Raw genomic sequence first — 15,233 nt, forward strand, 5'->3', positions numbered from 1 at the left:
GGCCAGCAGGGGCAGCTGGGTAAAGCGGCCGTCGGCGCCGAATTCCTCGAAATGGGCGGTGTAGCCGGCATAGCCGTTCTCCTGCAGGTAGCGCTTAAAGCCCAGATACATGCGCACGGCCTCGGCGTGGCGCTCGGGCGGCAGGGCAGGGTCGATATCAAACACGGTGCGCTCGTAGGCCACCCGCCGCTCCACATCCCCGGGCGTTACCGCGGAGCAGAAGCGCTGCAGGGTGCCCACCGAGTCGTACACGAACTCCGGGCCGAGCTTGCGGTACACGGCCATATCGTCGGTGATCACGTCGCCCATGCCGGCCAGCTTGCCGATGACCCCGATCTTCATGCGGCGCAGCCGCTGCAGGGTGCGCCCCGCCGCGCCAAAGTCGGCCACAAAGGCGGCCAGCTCGCCGTTTTTGCGGCTGCCCGCAAAGTAGGCGCAGGGGATGCCCGCCCGCAAAAGGCAGTTGGCATTGTCCTGCGAGCCGTGGATGCCCTGGTTCACCGTGAAGTCCAGCTCTTCAAAGTCGTCGCCCACCGTTTCGTCCGGCTGCACCAGCGCCAGCGCCAGGGGCAGGTGGTTGTGCTGCATGGCGCGCACCAGGTACTGGCCCTGGGAGTAGCTTAAAAGAAGGATCAGGATGCCGTCCAGCTCCTGGGCGTTGTATTGGGCGGTGAGCGCCTCAATGTCGGCCCGGTTCAGCGCCGCTTTGGGGAACACGCAGTCGGCGGCGCCCTCCAGCGAGGCGATGACCTGCTGCACATAGGCGTGCTGGCGCCGGGTAATGCCCGGGAACAGGGGCTCGTACCCCTCCAGCATCAGGGCCAGAACCCCCAGGCGGGGCAGGGTGTTTTGATTCATGGTGTCAGCTCCTTTCGGCCTGCGGCGCAGGCTCAAACAGCGGTTTTACAGCGGCGTACAGCCGCCGGTACAGGGCGTAGGCCTGCCCGTAGGCGGGCGCGGCGCCGCTTTGGGGGCGATAGACCGCGGAGGGGCCCGCCTTCGGCAGCTGCCCGGCGGGCACAAGGCCCGCGCCCCAGGCGGCCAGCAGCGCGGCGCCCTGAGCCGTGGCCTCGCTGCAGGCGGGCACGGCAAAGCTGCGGCCACACACATCGGCCTTGATCTGCTGCCACAAGGGGCTGCGCGCCCCGCCGCCCAGCGAGTACACCTGCCGCGCCGGGCAGCCCAGGGCGGCCAGCATTTCAAAAAAGTCCCGCAGCAAAAACGCCGTCGATTCCAATACGCTGCGCACAAAATGCGCCCGTGTGGTGCCCAAATGTGCGCCGAAAAACACGGCGGAGGCCTGGGGGCAGCTGTCCGGGTCCACGCAGCCGGCCAAAAAGGGCAGGAACACCAGCCCCTCGCAGCCCGGGGGCACCTGCCCGGCCAGCTCGTCGAGAGCGAGATAGCCCTCGGCCCCGGCGGGCAGGTCCCGGCAGAACTGGTCCCGGAACCAGCGCAGCGCCATGCCCGCCGTGTTGCCGATGGGCAGGTACAAATAACGGCCGGGCAGGGCATGGCGGTAGATGGTGACCCGGTGCCCCCCGCTGAAGACCGGCGCGTCGGTACAGGCGGCGGCCACCAGCGCGGTGCCGGTGGTCTCGGTGACCACGCCCGGCTCCACGCAGCCCGCGGCCAGCGCGGCGGCCACCTGGTCCATGGCGCCCGCCACCACCGGCACGCCCGCGGGCAGGCCCAGCTCGCGGGCGGCCTGTGCCAGCAGGCCGCCCACCGCGGAGCCGCATTCCGCCAGCTGGGGCAGCTTTTGCGGCTCCACCCCTGCCGCGGCCAGCGCCTCGGGCCAGAGACCGTCCAGCGGCAGGCTGAACCAGCCGGTGGAGGACTGGATGGACTTTTCGCTCACAAAGCGCCCAGTGAGCCAGAACAGCAGATAGTCCTCCAGCAGCAGGAATTTGTGGGCTTTTTGATACACCGCGGGCTCATGGCGCCTGAGCCACAGCAGCTTTGCCAGCGGCAGGGCGCCCGTGGGCTCGGGCAGGCCGGTGGCCCGGTAAAATTCCGCGCCGCCCAGCAGGCGGGAGAGCTCGCCCGCCTCGGCGCCGGCCCGGCTGTCGAGCCAGACGAGGAAGGGGCGCAGCGCCTCGCCCGCCTCGCTGACCGGGGCCAGCGTTTCGCCCTGGGTGGCAAGGCCCACGGCGGCCACGGCCCAGCCGGGCGCGGCTGCCAGCGCCTGCTGCAGCCCCTGGCGCACCGCCGCCTTGTACTGCCCTGCCTCCACCTCGGCGCACTCGCCCCAGGTGTGCAGCGCGTACTCCTGCACGGCGCAGGCCAGCAGCTCCAGCTGCGGTGTGAACAGGCACACCTTGACCGAAGTGGTGCCCACGTCCAGCGCGGCGATGCAGCGCTTTTGGCTTGCCACGGCGCTCACGCCTTTCCGGTGCTGCCGAACACGCGCATGTGGTGCGCGGTCTCGCGCTTTACGGCCTCGGTGACCAGGGGCATCAGCTCAAAGGCGCCCCGCTCCGCGGTCCAGTGGTCGTGGGCGGCCCGCCCGGCGGCCAGGTTGTTGTGGGTAAAGATATTGATCTTGGAAATGCCCCCGGCCACACAGGCGCGGAAGTCCGCGTCCGACAGGCCGCTGCCCCCGTGCAGCACCAGCGGCGTGGGGCAGGTTTCTGCGATTCTGGCAAGGCAATCCAGGTTGAGCCGCGGCGTTTCGGCGTAAACGCCGTGAGCGGTGCCGATGGCCACCGCCAACGCGTCGCAGCCGCTCTCGGCGGCAAAGCGCAGCGCATCCTGCGGGTCGGTGTAAACGGTTTGGGCGATCGCCTCTTCGGCCGAGCCGTTGGAGCCCACGTGGCCGATCTCGGCCTCCAGCGAGCAGCCCGCGGCATGGGCCAGCCGCGCCATCTCGCGGGTGCGGCGCAGGTTTTCGCCGAAGGGCAGCATGCTGCAGTCGTACATGACCGACGAAAAGCCAAGGCGGATGGCCTGTTCCACCAATTCGGGGGTGAAGCCGTGGTCAAAGTGCAGCGCCACGGGCACGCTGGCCCGCCGCGCCATGCCCAGCATCAGGTCGGCGTATTCCGCCAGGGACGCGCCGGGCAGCAGGCTTTCGGCCGGGCCGATGATAACCGGGGAGCGCAGCTCCTCGGCGGCGGCCAGAATGCCCTTGGTCATTTCCAGGGTCACGCAGTTGAACAGCCCCACCGCGTAGTGCTTTTCGCGGGTGTCGGCCAGAATGGTTTTGAGATCGGTCAGCATGGGGTCAGCCTCCTTCAGATTTCGGGTTAATATTCAACGGGCACAAAACGCCCCTCCTCAGCCGCCTTACGGGCCGCCAGGCAGCTTGCCGCGCTCACCAGGCCCGCCGCAAGGTCGGACTGCGCCTCGCCACCGCTAAGCACCCGCAGAAAGTCCAGCGCCAGCTGTTCGTCGCCGCCAAAGTGCATGCCCGCGGGGAAGGTGAATTTGTGGGTCACGGTCTGGGGGGAGAGATAATCGTCGCGCCGGATCTCGGCGGTGTAAAAATCGAACTCAGCGCTGCCCTTTGTGCCGATGAGCCGCGCGCCCCGCCGCCCGGCGTTCTTTTTTACCACAAAGTTCTGGTTGTAGCTCACCAGCATGCCGCTGGCGGTGGTGAAGATGACGCTGGCGCCGTCCTGGTTGCCGGTATCTTTGGCAAAGCAGCACCAGTCGCCCTGAACGTCCTCTTTGAGAATGTTTTTCACCACATAGCTGCTCTCAGCGCAGGTGCGGTACTCGGGGCAATCCGGGCAGCGCAGGCCCGCGGGCCGGTCGCCGGTGAAATGCAGCTTGGCGGTTTTGGCGCACACCGAGGCCGGCCGCTCACCGGTGAGAAAATGAATGTAGTCCACATCATGGGTGGCCTTTTGCAGAAACAGGCCGCCTGTTTCGGCCGGGTCGCGGTACCAGCTGTGATAGTACACGCTGCCGTAGGGCACGTTGTTGACGGCCTGCACCATAGTGAGCCGGCCCAGCACGCCGCTGGCCACGAGGCGCTTCATCTCCAGCGTGATGGCCGACAGCCGCAGCGGAAACGACACCACCACCCGCTTTTCCTGCCCCTCGGCCGCGGCGCGCAGGGCTTCGTACTGGGCACGGGTGATGCATACCGGCTTTTCCAGAAACAGCGGCAGCCCCAGCTTCAGCACCTTGCAGGCATAAGGGGTGTGCAGCGAGCAGCGGGTGCCGATGAACACGCCGTCCAGCTCCTCGCGCAGCAGCATTTCATCCGCGTCGTCGTAGTAGGCGGTGGAGGCAAAATAGGGGTCCTGCGCCATCTGGCGGGCGATCTCTTCCCGCCGGGGGTCCGCCACGGCCGCCACACAGACCTCCGCCTCCAGCGCGCGGAAGGCTTTCATCATGGTTTCCGAGCGCAGGCCGTAGCCGATAAAACCGATTTTTTTCATGCCGGTTCCTCCGTTTCGTGTATATATTACATATTAACTGCAAAAAGCCCTGCCACCGCCAAACCGGCCTGCCGCCTGCCCTGGCCGGTTTGGCGGAGCTAATAAAACATTATTATTAGTGGATTTTGGCTGTTTTTATTGTGAAATTTTACTAAAGAAAGCATTAACTTTTTGAAAGGGGAATTGCTTGACAACCCCGGTAATTGCTGATATAGTTTAAGTGAAATCAAGTGGCTTCAACGCTATTGTGCCACAGACACCCACTAAAGTCAAGCGCACATAATAAAGTTTTTATCCGCAAATTTGAACAAAATTATTACTAATAAATTCGTGTCCCGGGAGGATTTTCAATGAAGCAGAAAACACAAGCTCTGCGGAGCCGCAAGGGGAAAAGCCGCTTTGACCGTTTTGTGGCCTATATGCGCAAATATTGGTTTGTGTATATGCTGGTTCTGCCGGGGCTCGTCTTTATGATCGTGTTCAATTACGGGCCCATGTACGGCATCCAGCTCGCGTTCAAAGATTATTCTCCACGCCTGGGCGTTTGGGGCAGCCCGTGGGCGGGGCTTTCGCATTTCAAGGAAATGCTGGACGACCCGAACTTTATCCGGGCGTTCAAAAACACCGTCGTCATCAACCTGTACAATCTGGTGTTCGGCTTTACCTTTAATGTGTTCCTGGCGCTCATGATCAACGAACTCAAGATGAAAAAGATAAAGCCCATCGTGCAGACCTGCGTGTACCTGCCCTACTTCCTTTCCTGGGTTATTTTTGCGGGCCTTGTGCAGGTGTTTTTGGAATACCCCTCCACCGCCGACATCGGCGGCGTGGTGAACCAGGTGGTCGCCGCGCTGGGCGGGCAGCCGGTGGACTTTCTGAAACGGCCGGAGCTGTTCCGAACGATCCTGGTGGTCACCAACATTATAAAGACGGCGGGCTATTCCACCATCGTGTATCTGGCGGCCATCTCGGGCATCGACCCGGCGCTGTACGAAAGCGCCGCCATCGACGGGGCGAACCGCAAGGACATGCTTCTGCACATCACCATCCCCCGCATCCTGCCCAGCGTTATGATCATGCTCATTTTGCAGCTTGCCAGCCTGTTTATTTCGAACTTTGACCAGGTGTACAACCTGTACAACAACTACGTCATCAGTACGGGCGACGTGCTGTCCACCTATATTTACCGCATCAGCCTCGGCGGCTCGGGAACGAACTTTGAGCTTTCCACAGCCATGAACCTGGTGCTGAACACCATGGGTCTGATCGTGGTTCTAGGCGCCAACAAGTTCGTGGAAAAGCTGGACGTTCAGGGCATATTCTAAGCCGAAAGGAGGGCCTTACGAATGGAGTTCAACAAGCTAGGCAGAAACGGCGGCTACCGCCGGGGCATGCGCCAGGTGCTGGGGTTCAACTTTTACGACGTGTTCGTATTCCTCTTCTGCATCGGCTTTGCGCTGATATGCGTCTACCCGATGTGGTATGTGCTGGTGGCGTCGGTCACGCCTTACGAGGAGTTTGTAAAAGGCGGGCTGATGCTGTGGCCCAGCGGCGGGGTGGATCTGCAATATTACAAAGCCATTTTCAGCACCAAGAGCTTTACCAACAGCATGTGGATCTCGGTCACCAAAACGGTGCTGGCCACCGTGCTCAGCGTGCTGGTTACTGCCAGCATGGCCTATGGTGTGAGCAAGATACACATCAAAGGCATGAAGCTCATCAACGCGCTGGTGGTGTTCAACCTGTTCTTCACCGGCGGCCTTATCCCCCAGTACATCCTGTACAAAGACCTGGGCCTTTTGCGCAGCTACTGGGTCATGGTGATACCGGGCGCGCTCAACATTACATATTTCATCATCATGCGCAACTACTATTCCTACTCGGTGCCGAAATCGCTGGAGGAAGCGGCCCTGCTGGACGGCTGCACCGACATCGGGGTGTTCTTCCGGGTCGTCATACCGGTGAGCCGCAGTATGCTGGCGGCCATCAGCCTGTTCATCGCGGTCATCAACTGGAACGATTACTACAACTACATGATGTTCATCTCGAACAAAACCAACCTGCAGCCTTTTGCCTGGGTGCTGCGGCGAATGCTGGTGGACCAAACGATGATGAACCAGGTGCGCAACGGCGCCGTGGGGCTGGGCATGCAGCTGCCGCCGCCCATGGCCTTGCGAATGAGCACCATCATCTGCGCCATGGTGCCCATTATGTGCGTGTACCCCTTCCTGCAAAAATACTTTACGAGCGGGGTCACGCTGGGCGCAGTAAAAGAATGATGTCATTGTGCCGCACCGGCGGGGCGAAAAATAGACATACACATGAAACAAGGAGGATTACCATGAAAAAGCATTTGCACGTTCTGGCACTTGTGCTGGTGGCGGTTGTGCTGGCGTCCGCGCTGGCGGGCTGCGGCAACACCGGCAGCTCCACCCCTACGGGGTCGAGCACGTCTGTGGGTGAACCCACAGACGTGAACCCCAATGCCGCCCGCGAAACCATCAACATCCGCTTTGCCCAGTTCGGCAACAGCACCGACGATGTGACCGGCATGGAGAATGACCCCATCAAAAAGGCCATTGAGGAAGCCGTGAACATTACGCTGGAGTACGACACCGGCACCGACGGCTTCGATGACCGCATGCAGACCGAGCTGTTCACCGGCGGCGCGGCCGACCTGTTCCCCACCTGGGGCGAGAGCGAAAAGATCGCCCAGTGGTCCAAGGAGGATCTGGTCGTAAACATCGCTGAGATCGTGAACGCCGAGCCGGACCGTTACCCCACCCTGTACAAAATGATCAACAGCGACGAATACAAGGCCTATAACGCCCTGTACACCGGCGACGAAAATGCCGCCTACGCCATTTACGCCGTGGCCGCCTTTGCCGACCCCAGCTTCTCGGGCGTGCCCGCTTACAACCAGGCCATCCTGGACGAGGTGAACGGGGGCAAGGTGCCCGCCACCGTGGAAGAGTTCATCGCCTACACCAAGGCAGCCGGCGCTGCCGGCTATGTGGGCTGGTGGCCCCGCAACGACAAGCTGACCAACTGGGGCCAGATCGACATGACCCTGGGCGCCCCGCAGGGCACCACCATCCAGGCGCCCAAGGGCGACGCGTGGGGCGGCTTTGTCCCCTCCGGCACCATTGGCACCGACAGCGAGCACTGGACCCTGGCTACCGTGAGCGACAAATCCAAGGAAGTTGTAAAGCAGCTCGCCGAAATGTACGCTGCCGGCGGTCTGGACTCCGGCATTGGCGTGAAGGGCGACTTTGACGACGCGTACTCCGATTTCGGCGCCGGCAAGATCGGCGCGGCGGACTTTGGCTTTGGCTACCCCGGCCAGTTCCGCGATTTCTATAAGACCGCTTGGGCGGCCGCCAACCCGGACGCCAAAATGAGCGATTTGACCCTGGGCACCGCCCTGACCTCGGGCGGCAACTACGGCAAAGCCTACACCACCGGCACCTGGATCGGTGCCCATTACTTCATCCCCACCAGCTGCGAGCACCCCGACCGCGTGCTGGATCTGGTGGAATATCTGGCCAGCACCGAGGGCCAGGATCTGGTGCACAACACCACCAACTATGTTTACCGCAACGACCAGGGCCCCGACTTCTGGCAGGCGGCCACCGCGCCCTACGGCTACAACGACGGCCGCTGCAAGTACGTGTGGTTCAGCTACATGTTCAGCGGCACCGAATATGAAGTGAACTTTGCCGACAACGACTGGTGGACCGCCGTGTCCCACCCCATCGACAACAGCAACGAGTGGGCCACCGAAGAGGACGCCGCGCTGGTGGATTACGCCAAGGGCGTTGTCTCCGGCTTCGTGGACGACGTGGTGGAATACCTGCCCATGTACTACAACATGATCAGCCTGCCCGCCGAGGCGGCCGACATTCGCACCAAGCTGCAGGACATCTCCAACCAGTACCTCACCCAGATGGTGGGCGGTCAACTGGACGTGGAGACCGGCTGGCCCAAGTATGTGGCCGAGTACGAAGCTGCCGGCGCAGCCGAGCTGGAGACCATGGTGAACGAAGCCATTGCCGCCGCCCGCGCCGCCGCCTAAGCTTTACCAGGACCTTATGCAACACCGCCGCGCCCTTTCGGGGGCGCGGCTCCATGCCCGGGGCTTCGGCATGACGGCGCCCGGGGCACACAAAAAACAAACGCCGCGCTTTGCTGCGCGGAAACAACAACAAACGATCTATAGGAGGGTATAAGTATGGCGCAGGCAAAGTTGTCTGATCCTTCCGGCCGCGGCAGGGTGGCGGGCTACAAGGTGATCTTTCCGCAGATGCAGCACCCCTACACCGAGGCCGAGATCCAGGCGGTGGTGGATGTGATGCGCAACGCCGAGGGGCAGACCCAGGGCAAATATCTGGAAAAATTTGAAAAAGACTTCGCGGCCTTTGTGGGCGCAAAATACGCCTTTGGCGTGAACAACTGCACCAACGCCTTAAAGCTGGCGGCCATCTTCTGCCACATCCAGCCGGGCGACGAGGTGATCATGCCCGCCTACACCTACTGCGCCTCGGCCATCCCCTTTGGCGATTTGGGCGCAAAGCTGGTCTGGGCCGACATCAACAAGGACACCTGGACCATCGACCCGGACGATTTTGAGCGCAAGATCACCTCGAACACCAAGGTCGTGGTGGCCGTGCACCTGCTGGGCATCCCCTGTGATATGAAGCGCATCGTGGCCATTGCCCGCCGCCACGGCATCAAGGTGGTGGAGGACTGCGCCCAGGCGCTGGACTGCCGCATCGACGGCCAGCACGTGGGCACCTTCGGCGATTTTGGCTGCTTCAGCTTCCACGCCGCCAAGACCATGACCACCCTGGGCGAGGGCGGCATGTTCGTGTGCTCCGACGACCAGATCGCCCAAAACGTGCCGGGCATCCGCCACAACGGGCTGTGCGCGTTCCAGGGCGAGCGCGAGCGCTATTGGCTGCCGGCCATGAGCAACGTGGACGAATTTTTACAGGACCGCTGGCCCCAGAACTTCTGCCTGGGCGAGGCGCAGTGCGCGCTGGGCTCCGAGCAGCTCAAAAGCATCGTCGCCAACAACGAGATCCTCATCGAGCAGGACCGCAAGATACGCGAATGGCTTCAGGACGTGCCCGAGATCAGCTTCCCCGGCGTCGTGCCCGGCGGGCGCTATGTGGTGCACCAGTACATCATGCATTACGACGGCAGCCAGTACGGCAAGACCCGCGACGATCTGCTGGACCTGCTCACCAAAACCTACGGTGTGCGGGCCATCGTGCAGTATTACCCGCTTTACCGCTACCCCTTGTTTCAGAAAAAGGGCTTTGGCGCCTACGATTGCCCGGTGCTGGACGCCTGGTGGGACAACAGCTTCTCCTTCCCCTGGTGGTGCGGCATCGACGACGAGAGCATGCGCATCATGTGCGAGGGGCTCATCGACGCGGTAAAGACCCTGCGCGGCTGAGCGCAAAAAGCAAAACAAAGAAAATGCCGGGGCGGGCTGCGTCTTCTCCCTTTTTCTAAAAGCAGGGAAACGGCCGAAAAGACGACGGGCCAGCGGCGTCCCATGCGGGGCGCCGGGGTACCGGCCTTTTCGGTTTCGTTTTGTCCGGGGCCGGCCCCGCGGCGGAAAGGACTGTTTTATGAGCTTTGACAAGACCCGTTTCCAGGGGGTGGTGGTTCCCCTGGTGAACCCCTGTGGCCAGGCCGACGAGCTGGACGTTCCCGCGCTCAAGGCAAACCTTGCGCGGCTTTTGGCCGCCGACGTGGCGGGGCTGTACATCAACGGCGGCACGGGCGACGCCGCGAACCTGACCCAGGCCGAGCGGTTGGAGACCGCGGCGCTGGTGGTGCCGCAGGTGCTGGCGGCGGGCAAGCTGGCCATCGTGCATGTGGGCCAGACCAGCCAGCGCGAGGCGGTGGAACTGGCGCGCCAGGCGGTGGCGCTGGGCGCCCACGCCGTGGCAAGCATCCCCCCGAAAAAAGCATGGCCCCAAATCGTGGAATATTACAAGGCGCTGGCCGCCACCGGCGCGCCGGTGATCGTGTATTATATCCCCGGAGTGACCGGCATGACGGCCGGTATGCCCGAGCTGCGCCTGCTGCTGGACATTCCCGGCGTGGCGGGCATCAAGATGAGCGACTGGAATATTTTCCTTTTGCGTAGCGTTGTGCTGGAATATCCCGATAAAGTGGTGTATTCTGGATTTGACGAAATGCTGGTGCCCGGCCTTTTGTACGGCGCGGACGGCTGCATCGGCACCTGGGCAAACCTTCTGCCCGAAATGTACGCCAAGGTTTACGCGCGGGTGCGCGAGGGCCGGGCCGACAGCCTGAAGCCGCTCATGGACGAGTTTACCGCCTTTTTGGCCCTTGGCTGGAACGGGGGCATCCTGGATACCTTTGAGGAACTCATGCTGGCCAAGGGCTACGTGCAGCGGTGCTTCCGGCGGCCCAGTACCTGGCAGCCGGGCAAGCTGCCCCAAACCGTGCAGGCGGAGCTGCTGGCTCACCTGGAGACCCTGGAAGCGATGGCTGCGGCGCTGTAAGCCGCAGAAAGGAGCCGACCCATGCAATATGTGAACATTCCCGGCACCGATATGCAGGTGAGCCGGGTGTGCCTTGGCACCATGACATTTGGCAGCCCGGTGGAGCGCACCGACGCGGTGCGGCTGGTGCGTTACGCCCTGGCCGCCGGGGGCGTCAACTTTATCGACACCGCCAATATGTACGAGGGCTACAACCGCACCGCAGGCAGCGCGGGCGGCGTGGCGGAGGAGATCGTAGGCGAGGCCGTGGCCTGCCGCCGGGCCGATTACATCGTGGCCACCAAGGTGGGCATGAAGGTGGGCGACGCCCCCGAGGATGAAAACACCAGCCCCGCGGCCATTCGGGAGCAGCTGCGCCGCAGCCTTGCCCGCATGAAAACGGATTATGTGGATATTTATTACCTGCACCGCTACGATGCGAACACCGAGCCCCACGCCATTGCCCGCGCCATGGGCGCGGAGCTGAAGGCCGGTACCGTGCGGGCCTGGGGCGTGAGCAACTACACCGCGCCCCAGCTCGCCGCGCTGCTGGCCGCGGCAAGGGACGAGGGCGTGCCCGCCCCGGCGCTGTGCCAGCCCGCCCTGAGCCTTTTGAACACCGGCGCGCTGACCGAGCTGCTGCCCCTGTGCGCCCGCGAAAACATCGGCGTGGTGCCCTACCAGATCCTGCAGGGCGGCATGCTCACCGGCAAATACCGCAAGGGCCAGCCCGCGCCCGAGGGCAGCCGCCTGGCCGAAAAGCCGGAATGGCTCAAGCCCTTTACCGACGAGACCTACGAGGTGATCGAGCGGTGCGCCGCCGGCGCTCAGGCCGCAGGTGTCACCATGACCCAGTACGCGCTGCGCTGGGCGCTGGCCCAGCCCGGGGTTGTCAGCGCCCTGGTGGGCGTAAAGCGGAAGGCGCAGATCGACGAGGCGGTGGGCGCGGTGGAGTAAGCCCGCCCCCCGGTCCTCTGCGGCCGCGCAGCAAAAACTCCGCACTGTAAAACGGAAAAAGGAAGGTGCTCGTGATGGCCCAAACTTCGGTGGACAAGATTTTTTGGCGCGGGGAATTTGAGCAAACCCTCGTATACGCGCCCGCCAAGCGCCCCGGCTTTGTGGCCTGGGCCACGGCCTTTTCTTACGGCGACGGCTCGGTGGGCCTTTCCTTCGATGAAACGCTGGAGGCTGAAAACCCATACTTCACCCCGCCCCGGCTGGAATATGCCGAGGCCGCGGGCGTGCCGGTCTCCTATTGCTCGGTGGAAAGCGGCAGCGCGCACCAGCGCTCCTACCGGGTGTACATGCGCTCTGCGGACGGGGTGAACTTTACCGAAACGGGCCGCTGCCCGCGCCAGGAGGGCTCGTTCTGCAACGTGGGCTTTCCCGATGGGCGCATCGTGGGGTTCGACGTGCCCCGCCACAACAACGAGGGCACCGGCTGGAGCGACTGGTTACGCGTGCGGGAAAGCCGGGACGGCGGAAAGACCTGGACCGACCTGCGCCGTCTGCTGCAGGGCACCGCGCCCTATCTGTGGCGGGTGCGCCGCCTGCGTAGCGGCACCATCGTGGTGCTGGCAAGCCTGTACGGCACGCCCTGGGGCCCGGGCCGCGAGCGCGCCACCCGCAACACCATGCTGCCGGGCGAAACATACGAAAGCAAGATACAGCCGTTCTTCCTCACCAGCGAAAACGGCCGCAATTTCAGCGGCCCGCACTACATATTGCCGGGCATCGGCGCCCACGAGTTCGATTTTGCTGAGCTGCCCGACGGCCGCCTGCTCTTTCTGGCAGGGGACGTGCAGGGCACGCTGGTGGGGCGGCAATTCGTCGCCCCCTCGCCGGACGGCTGGCTCAACGGCACCCTGTACCCCATCGGCGCGGGCGCGCCCGAGGACCCGGCGCGGGACCCCCAGGGCGGCTACGTGCCTGAGACCATCGCGTGGGACGAGCGGCATGGGTGCCTTGTGGGCTACCGCCGCAACAAGTGCTTTTCCCTCTCGAACGATTATGGCGAGAACTGGACCCGCATCGAGCCGGGCTTTTGCTTCGACTTTCTTTACCAGCCCTGCCTGCTTGCCCTGCCGGACGGCCGTCTGGGCCTTTACGGGCATGTGGGCGGCGATAACGCCTTTGGCGAAAAGGATATGGTCATCTGCGCCCAGGTGTTCCGGCCCGATTGTGCGGCGGACCTGCCAAAGGCCGCGCGGCTTTCGCTGGAGCGCATGCTGTCGCCCGACCAAAGCCGTTACGAAAACCGGTTCTGCGCCCGCCTTACCGAGGGCGGGCGGCCGCTGGCCGGGCAGGAGGTGGAGTTCCGCTTCAACACCTACTGGAACGAGGACGGCAGCGTGAACACCACGGCTCAGCAAAACGCGCCCCGCCGCCAGCGCGTGCGCACCGACGAGACAGGCCGGGCGGTGGCCGCGGCCGGCTGGTACGACGGCGTGGCCGACATCCACCTGGCCTACAACGTGGATGTGGTGTGCCCCGGCGACGGCGCGGTGCGCCCCTGCCGGGGCCCCCAGATGACCGTGCTGGCCCTGACGCCCCGCCGCCGCACCCCGTACCCCTACGACGCGTACTTTGCCGGCGGCGTGCTGTACCTCTCGCCGGGGTTTGTGGAGCGGTTCCCCGGCGCGCTGGAGGCCCTGGCGGCCCTGCCGGGCGACGGCGAGCTGCTGCCCGAGGGACTGCTCGCGCCCGAGGCCGTGCAGCGCCTTGCCCGGTGCGGCGCGCTGTACAAGGACGGCGGGCGGTACAAATGGATCCACAGTGTGCACGCGCCCAGGCCCCTGGCTGGGGTAAAGGTGATGGCGGGCGGCGACTGGTATGAATAAAGCGCCCGCGGAAAGGAAGACCGTTATGAACTTTGGCGTTACCATTACAAAGGGCGCTGTGCCCTGGCAGATCTTTCAGCAGGGGGCGGACGGCACCGCGGCGATCCGGCTGGAGGGCGCTTACCACCTTGTGCACCTTTCGCAGGAGCTGCCGCTCCAATTCGAGCAGGTGGATGCACGGCCCGCGGTGGTGAAGGCCCGGGTGGCGCTGGAGAGCACCGGCGAGTCGGTGATCCCCTGGACGGTGTGCGAGGTACCCGACGGCGAGCACTGGAGCGTATGTTTCGACCGCGTACCCGCGGGCGGGCTGTACCGCATCGAGACCTATATGGAATACGAAGGGTGGGACGGCCTGTCCTGCACCAGGGGCGACATGGTGCACAACATCGGCGTGGGGGACGTGTTCGTGATCGCGGGGCAGAGCAACGCGGCCGGCCGGGCAAAAAACCCCGTTGCCGACGACCCCGAGCTGGGGGTGCACGTGCTGCGCGCGAGCGCCCGGTGGGAGCTGGCCACCCACCCGCTGGGCGAGACCACCGGCGCGGTGCACCTGGGCCACTACGAGAACCACAACCCCGGGCACAGCCCTTGGCTGCACTTTGCCAAGCGCCTGAAACGGGAGCTGGGGTACCCCATTGGGCTGGTGCCCTGCGCCTATGGCGGCGCGCCGCTGCGCTGGTGGAACCCGGAGGAGAACGGGGCGCTGTTTGCCAATATGCTGGAGATGCTGGCCGATTACGAGCTGCACCCCCGGGCAGTGCTCTGGTACCAGGGCGAAGCCGAGGGCTACGAGGGCAGCGCCGGGACCTATCTTGAGCGGTTCACCGCGCTGGTACGCCGCACCCGCGAGGCGCTGGCCCAGCCGGAGCTGCCCTTCATCACCGTACAGCTCAACCGCAGCCTGGAGCCCGCCTTTGAGGCGCGGGACCGCCAGTGGGGCATGGTGCGCGAGGCGCAGCGCCAGGCAGCCCATGTGCTGGACCGGGTGACCGTGGTGCCCGCCGCGGACCAGGCGCTCTACGACTCGATTCACAACGCCTCGCAGTCCAACCTGGTGATCGGCGAGCGCTGCGCGCTGGCGGCCCTGGCGGTGTGCTACGGCCGCGATACCGACTGGAGGGCCCCCGAGCCCGAAACCGTGGTGCAGACCGCGCCGGACATGATCGAGGTGCATTTTTCGCGCATCCGCAACTGGATCAACGCCTTCGAGGTGCCCCCGGCGCTGCTGCCCTTCGAGGCCGAGGACGACGCGGGCCTTGCCGCACCCGCGGCCTATACGGTGAGCCGCGACGGCCTTGCCATCACCTTTGAGCGGCCGCTTGCGGGCAAGGTGCGGCTGCACGGTGCCTGGCGCATGAACCCAGGCATTGCCGTGCCCTGCGACTGCATGCGCATCGCCATGCTGTCGTTCTACGGCGTGCCCGCGCGCCAGGCCCCGAACGCGGGCACGGCCACACAATAAAACAGGAGGCCCCTGC

At 64.3% G+C, this 15,233-nt stretch carries 11 protein-coding genes and 1 pseudogene; 8 read left to right on the plus strand and 4 right to left on the minus strand.

Annotated features, from left to right (window positions below; all coding sequences use genetic code 11):
- The 4 genes and pseudogenes from ACMLHZ_RS11615 to ACMLHZ_RS11630 form a co-directional block, all read right to left on the minus strand.
- Window positions 1-858: pseudogene (locus ACMLHZ_RS11615) on the minus strand (hypothetical protein); the annotation flags it as partial.
- A 4-nt stretch (window positions 859-862) separates the two neighbouring features.
- Window positions 863-2,377, minus strand: coding sequence for a xylulokinase (locus tag ACMLHZ_RS11620; protein ID WP_418667857.1), 1,515 nt, complete (start codon window positions 2,375-2,377; stop codon window positions 863-865).
- 5 nt (window positions 2,378-2,382) lie between these two features.
- Entirely contained in the window at window positions 2,383-3,222 is an 840-nt protein-coding gene (locus ACMLHZ_RS11625; protein WP_418667858.1) for a class II fructose-bisphosphate aldolase, read from the minus strand.
- Between the two features lie 26 nt (window positions 3,223-3,248).
- Entirely contained in the window at window positions 3,249-4,391 is a 1,143-nt protein-coding gene (locus ACMLHZ_RS11630; RefSeq protein WP_418667859.1) for a Gfo/Idh/MocA family protein, read from the minus strand.
- Window positions 4,392-4,741: 350 nt separating this feature from the next.
- On the opposite strand from ACMLHZ_RS11630, the gene ACMLHZ_RS11635 reads away from it, so the two are divergent.
- The 8 genes from ACMLHZ_RS11635 to ACMLHZ_RS11670 all read left to right on the plus strand — a co-directional run bounded on the left by ACMLHZ_RS11635 (window position 4,742) and on the right by ACMLHZ_RS11670 (window position 15,217).
- On the plus strand, window positions 4,742-5,716 hold the full coding sequence (locus ACMLHZ_RS11635) for an ABC transporter permease (RefSeq protein ID WP_418667860.1): 975 nt from the start codon (window positions 4,742-4,744) through the stop codon (window positions 5,714-5,716).
- 21 nt (window positions 5,717-5,737) lie between these two features.
- Window positions 5,738-6,670, plus strand: coding sequence for a carbohydrate ABC transporter permease (locus ACMLHZ_RS11640; protein WP_418667861.1), 933 nt, complete (start codon window positions 5,738-5,740; stop codon window positions 6,668-6,670).
- Between the two features lie 62 nt (window positions 6,671-6,732).
- Window positions 6,733-8,466, plus strand: coding sequence for a hypothetical protein (locus tag ACMLHZ_RS11645; RefSeq protein ID WP_418667862.1), 1,734 nt, complete (start codon window positions 6,733-6,735; stop codon window positions 8,464-8,466).
- A 156-nt stretch (window positions 8,467-8,622) separates the two neighbouring features.
- Window positions 8,623-9,852: a DegT/DnrJ/EryC1/StrS family aminotransferase gene (locus ACMLHZ_RS11650; protein WP_418667863.1), complete on the plus strand. Its 1,230-nt coding sequence runs from the start codon at window positions 8,623-8,625 to the stop codon at window positions 9,850-9,852.
- A 178-nt stretch (window positions 9,853-10,030) separates the two neighbouring features.
- Window positions 10,031-10,936, plus strand: a complete 906-nt coding sequence (locus ACMLHZ_RS11655) for a dihydrodipicolinate synthase family protein (RefSeq protein WP_418667864.1) — start codon at window positions 10,031-10,033, stop codon at window positions 10,934-10,936.
- Window positions 10,937-10,957: 21 nt separating this feature from the next.
- Window positions 10,958-11,872 (plus strand): aldo/keto reductase, encoded by a 915-nt coding sequence (locus ACMLHZ_RS11660; protein WP_418667865.1) that lies wholly within the window; start codon window positions 10,958-10,960, stop codon window positions 11,870-11,872.
- Window positions 11,873-11,946: 74 nt separating this feature from the next.
- Complete coding sequence (locus ACMLHZ_RS11665) at window positions 11,947-13,755, plus strand: sialidase family protein (protein WP_418667866.1); 1,809 nt, start codon at window positions 11,947-11,949, stop codon at window positions 13,753-13,755.
- A 25-nt stretch (window positions 13,756-13,780) separates the two neighbouring features.
- Window positions 13,781-15,217 carry a sialate O-acetylesterase gene (locus tag ACMLHZ_RS11670; protein WP_418667867.1) on the plus strand — a complete coding sequence of 479 codons (1,437 nt, stop codon included), beginning with the start codon at window positions 13,781-13,783 and terminating at the stop codon, window positions 15,215-15,217.
- The last annotated feature ends 16 nt before the right edge of the window (window positions 15,218-15,233 follow it).

The organism is Allofournierella sp., assembly GCF_048388525.1.
GTDB lineage: Bacteria > Bacillota > Clostridia > Oscillospirales > Ruminococcaceae > BQOK01.

Coding starts and splice junctions, on each gene's coding strand:
- ACMLHZ_RS11665 (WP_418667866.1), top strand. CDS start 11,947: ATGGCCCAAACTTCGGTGGACAAGATTTTTTGGCGCGGGGAATTTGAG.
- ACMLHZ_RS11650 (WP_418667863.1), top strand. CDS start 8,623: ATGGCGCAGGCAAAGTTGTCTGATCCTTCCGGCCGCGGCAGGGTGGCG.
- ACMLHZ_RS11640 (WP_418667861.1), top strand. CDS start 5,738: ATGGAGTTCAACAAGCTAGGCAGAAACGGCGGCTACCGCCGGGGCATG.
- ACMLHZ_RS11645 (WP_418667862.1), top strand. CDS start 6,733: ATGAAAAAGCATTTGCACGTTCTGGCACTTGTGCTGGTGGCGGTTGTG.
- ACMLHZ_RS11670 (WP_418667867.1), top strand. CDS start 13,781: ATGAACTTTGGCGTTACCATTACAAAGGGCGCTGTGCCCTGGCAGATC.
- ACMLHZ_RS11625 (WP_418667858.1), bottom strand. CDS start 3,222: ATGCTGACCGATCTCAAAACCATTCTGGCCGACACCCGCGAAAAGCAC.
- ACMLHZ_RS11630 (WP_418667859.1), bottom strand. CDS start 4,391: ATGAAAAAAATCGGTTTTATCGGCTACGGCCTGCGCTCGGAAACCATG.
- ACMLHZ_RS11635 (WP_418667860.1), top strand. CDS start 4,742: ATGAAGCAGAAAACACAAGCTCTGCGGAGCCGCAAGGGGAAAAGCCGC.
- ACMLHZ_RS11655 (WP_418667864.1), top strand. CDS start 10,031: ATGAGCTTTGACAAGACCCGTTTCCAGGGGGTGGTGGTTCCCCTGGTG.
- ACMLHZ_RS11660 (WP_418667865.1), top strand. CDS start 10,958: ATGCAATATGTGAACATTCCCGGCACCGATATGCAGGTGAGCCGGGTG.